Here is a 3,759-nt window from a genome sequence, read left to right as displayed (position 1 = left end):
GAGGGCTTGACCAAATAAATTCACTGTGCAATTTTGAGAGGGCAAATGTCTAAATGACAATTGCCGGGTAATTTAGTCACGGTAGTGACGTTAAGAATTACCCCGTGCTTTTCAAACAACTAAATAAAAAAATCTGGTGATAATGACGTAAAGGTAACACCCGTTCCCATTCCGAACACGATGGTTAAGCTTTATAGTGCCGATGGTACTGCAGGGGAGGCCCTGTGGAAGAGTAGGTAGTTGCCAGGTAAGATTTGGCTGGATAGCTCAGTCGGTAGAGCAGAGGACTGAAAATCCTCGTGTCCCTGGTTCGATTCCTGGTCCAGCCACCAAAAACTTAGGTTTTTTACCTAAGTTTTTTTATTGTTTAAAAATTCAAATTCTAATTTTAATTGTATTTATATGGTTACACTGTAGATATTAACTGCCTTGTAAACTTACAATTTAAATGTTATAATTTATGATAAATTAAGAATTGTATAACTAATTATATTATTAGTTATATTGGTATTTAGAAAAAACTTAGTAATAATTATTATACTATTAATAAGTTTAGCAAAAGTGTTTTTATCAGCATTAATTAGAAAAAGGGGGTTTATTGGACAAGCTTCTAATAGAGGCAAGGTTCAATGAAAAATTATGATAGATGAAAATAAAATTAAGACTGCAGTTAGAATGATTATTGAAGCAATAGGTGAAGATCCGGAAAGGGAAGGTTTGCAAGAAACCCCTGATAGAATTGCTAGAATGTATTCTGAAATATTTTCAGGATTAAAGCAAACTCCCGAGGTACATTTAAAGAAAACTTTTAGTGTAGAAAGTAATAACATAGTATTAGAAAAGAATATACAGTTCTATTCTATGTGTGAACATCACTTAGTTCCATTTTACGGAAGAGTTCATATAGCATATATACCTAATAAAAAGGTTGTAGGATTAAGCAAATTGGCAAGAACTGTAGAAGTATTTGCTAAAAGGCCTCAATTACAGGAAAGATTGACTGCAGAAATTAGTAATGCTATTATGCAGCATTTAGATGCTAGAGGAGTTATGGTAGTAGTAGAAGCAGAACATATGTGCATGACTATGCGGGGGATAAAAAAACCGGGAAGTAAAACAGTAACAGTAGTTACGAGAGGGGATTTTGAAGAAAATTACTCATTAAGAGACGAAGTATACAAAATGATTAATCTTTAATATAGATTATTATTAGTGGGGAGTTGCAATCTATTTGGATAAAATTAATTCTATTTTAAATAATGAGGAGTTTAAAGAATATATAAAAAAGAATGAAGGATATGAAAAGGGCAGAAAGTTTTGTAAACACAATTTACAACACTTTTTAGATGTAGCAAGAATAGCATATATATTAGTATTAGAAAATGGATTAAATATAAGTAAGGATATTATATATGGTACAGCACTTTTACATGATATAGGAAGATGGCTTGAATATAAGGAAAATGTCGATCATGAAATTGCAAGTAGTAAGTTAGCAAAAGAAATATTGGAAGTATCTAGATATAATGATGAAGAAATAAAAATAATTATGGATACTATTTTAAATCATCGTAAAGAAGGTAATGAAGAAAGTAGTTTCAGTTATGTATTCTATTTAAGTGATAAAGCCTCTAGAAATTGCTTTTATTGTAAGGCTATAGATGAATGTAAATGGCTAGATGAAAAGAAGAATTATAATATAAAATATTAAGTTAATATTAACTTAATATTTTGTAAAATAAGCATAATGTGACGCAAAGGTGCAGTAGTAGTTTGGATTTTAACTTTTACTCCATGATATATGGTAAGTGTTTCATCACTGCTAAATGTTTTAATTATTCTAAAGCTCGAAATTTTTGAAAGCCTAAGAACTTTGTCAAACTCGGTTCCCTCAAACAGGACTAAAGTTCTAAGGCTTTCAAAAATTTTGAACTAAGAATAATACTAAAACAATTTAGCTAATGTGATGAAACACTTACCATATATCACTACATAAAAGTTAAAATCCAAACTAGTAACTTCAAGCGTACGCATATAATTAAATTGTCATAAGTTATTTTCTATTTTGCATAAATATTTCGAAAGAGATTGATCATAATGTATTATAAGCAATTTTTAATATTAAAATTACAATAGTTACTACACAACTTTTTAGGTGGAGTCCGCATTGAATATATGGTGTATAAAAGCTGACCGTTTATTAAGGAGCTCTAATGCCTAAAATTCAAAAAATCTTTACCTGCTCAAATGTCCCGTCCTGGGACTTTCGCGGCTTGAATCGTCCTGATTCAAATTACGAGATTTTTTAAATTTTAGACATAAGATCTCCTAAATTCACTCAAAAGCTTTTATACACCATATATTCAAAGCTTCCTCCACCTAAAAAGTTGCGTCGCAATATTTTTATATTGTGAATTTCAAATATATTTAAACTAGGAGGTAAATTTAAAATGGATAAAATATACGTAAAAGATTTGCAGGTTTATGGATTCCATGGAGTAAATCAACAAGAAAAAGATTTAGGTCAAAGATTTGTTATATCTGTAGAGCTTTCTTTGAATTTAAAAGAAGCTGGAGAAAGTGACGATTTAAATAGAACAGTAAATTATGCAGAACTATGTATAGGAATAGAAGAGGAATTTAAAAAGGAAAAATACAATTTAATTGAAACTGCTGCAGAGAAACTTACAGAGTTTATCTTATTAAAGTATCAAATAATAGAAAGAGTAAAGTTGAATATAAAAAAGCCGTGGGCACCTATTGGAAAGCCAGTAGAATATGCAGCTGTAGAAATTGATAGAAGTTGGCATAAGGCATATATTGCAATAGGATCTAATGTTGGTAATAAAGAGAACAATTTACTTTCAGCTATAAGTCTAATTAATGAATCAAATGATATAAAGGTTACAAAAGTATCTGAATTTTATGTTACTAAACCTGTTGGATATGTGAATCAAGATGATTTTTTGAATGGTGCAATAGAAGTGAAGACTCTTTTATCACCTAAAGATTTAATGGAATTTCTATTGAAAAAAGAAAAGGATTTAAAGCGTGAAAGAATCATTAAGTGGGGGCCAAGGACAATAGATTTAGATATTTTGTTATATGATAATTTGGTAACCTGTGATGAAGATATTATAATTCCACATCCAAGAATGGAAGAACGTTTATTTGTTTTAAAACCATTAGCTGATATAGCACCGTATGCTGTACATCCGTTATTAAATAAAAGAATTGTGGATTTGATGAATAAATTAGTGAAAGAAGAGGAATAAATAAAGTAAAGTTTATATAATGAAGCTATTTATTAAAGTAAACTTATCCTAGAGTGTCAGTATAAGAAAAAGAGAGAATATAATGAAATAATATATGTATTTGTAGAATAATACTGAGAAAATGGAGAAAACTAATTATACTAATATAAATTTAGATGGTATCATAATACATGTTGTTGAGCAAGATAATAAATTGATCAATAATCTTGAAAAAGATTTGTTGACAAGGTATTAAAATATGTGATACAATGTAAAAGCTGTGAAAGAACAGCAAGCTTAACAAAAAGAATTAAAAAAAGTTCTTGACAAGATTAAGCAAACATGATAAGATGTAAAAGTCGCTGAGATGCGGCAAGATCCTTGAAAATTAAACAGAGTGAAAGTAAGAATTAATTCTTATTTTAAATAAGCCAGTATTAGTTAAACTAATAAGTTTAACGTCAATAATTTGAGTACAGATTAAACTTTTAAATTGAGAGTTTGA

Annotated in this window: 3 protein-coding genes, 1 tRNA gene and 1 rRNA gene; all 5 read left to right on the top strand. The window is 29.3% G+C overall.

The features are described 5' to 3' along the window. Positions 1 to 132 precede the first annotated feature (132 nt). The 5 genes from rrf to folK all read left to right on the top strand — a co-directional run bounded on the left by rrf (position 133) and on the right by folK (position 3,275). Positions 133 to 249 (top strand): 5S ribosomal RNA (gene rrf / locus HBE96_RS19485). Between the two features lie 7 nt (positions 250 to 256). After that, a tRNA-Phe gene (locus tag HBE96_RS19480) sits at positions 257 to 332 on the top strand. 310 nt (positions 333 to 642) lie between these two features. After that, positions 643 to 1,197: a GTP cyclohydrolase I FolE gene (folE, locus tag HBE96_RS19475; protein WP_342590204.1), complete on the top strand. Its 555-nt coding sequence runs from the start codon at positions 643 to 645 to the stop codon at positions 1,195 to 1,197. Between the two features lie 34 nt (positions 1,198 to 1,231). Continuing rightward, positions 1,232 to 1,711, top strand: coding sequence for an HD domain-containing protein (locus HBE96_RS19470; RefSeq protein WP_169299384.1), 480 nt, complete (start codon positions 1,232 to 1,234; stop codon positions 1,709 to 1,711). Between the two features lie 739 nt (positions 1,712 to 2,450). Next, complete coding sequence (gene folK / locus HBE96_RS19465; RefSeq protein ID WP_169299383.1) at positions 2,451 to 3,275, top strand: 2-amino-4-hydroxy-6-hydroxymethyldihydropteridine diphosphokinase; 825 nt, start codon at positions 2,451 to 2,453, stop codon at positions 3,273 to 3,275. Positions 3,276 to 3,759: the final 484 nt, after the last annotated feature.

Source organism: Clostridium muellerianum, from assembly GCF_012926525.1.
Lineage (GTDB): Bacteria > Bacillota > Clostridia > Clostridiales > Clostridiaceae > Clostridium_AM > Clostridium_AM muellerianum.
Note: the sequence above shows the minus strand (reverse complement) of the source record. Positions and strands in the feature narration are given on the sequence as shown.

Excerpts from the sequence above, each read along its gene's own strand:
- folK (WP_169299383.1), top strand. The coding sequence starts at position 2,451 with ATGGATAAAATATACGTAAAAGATTTGCAGGTTTATGGATTCCATGGA.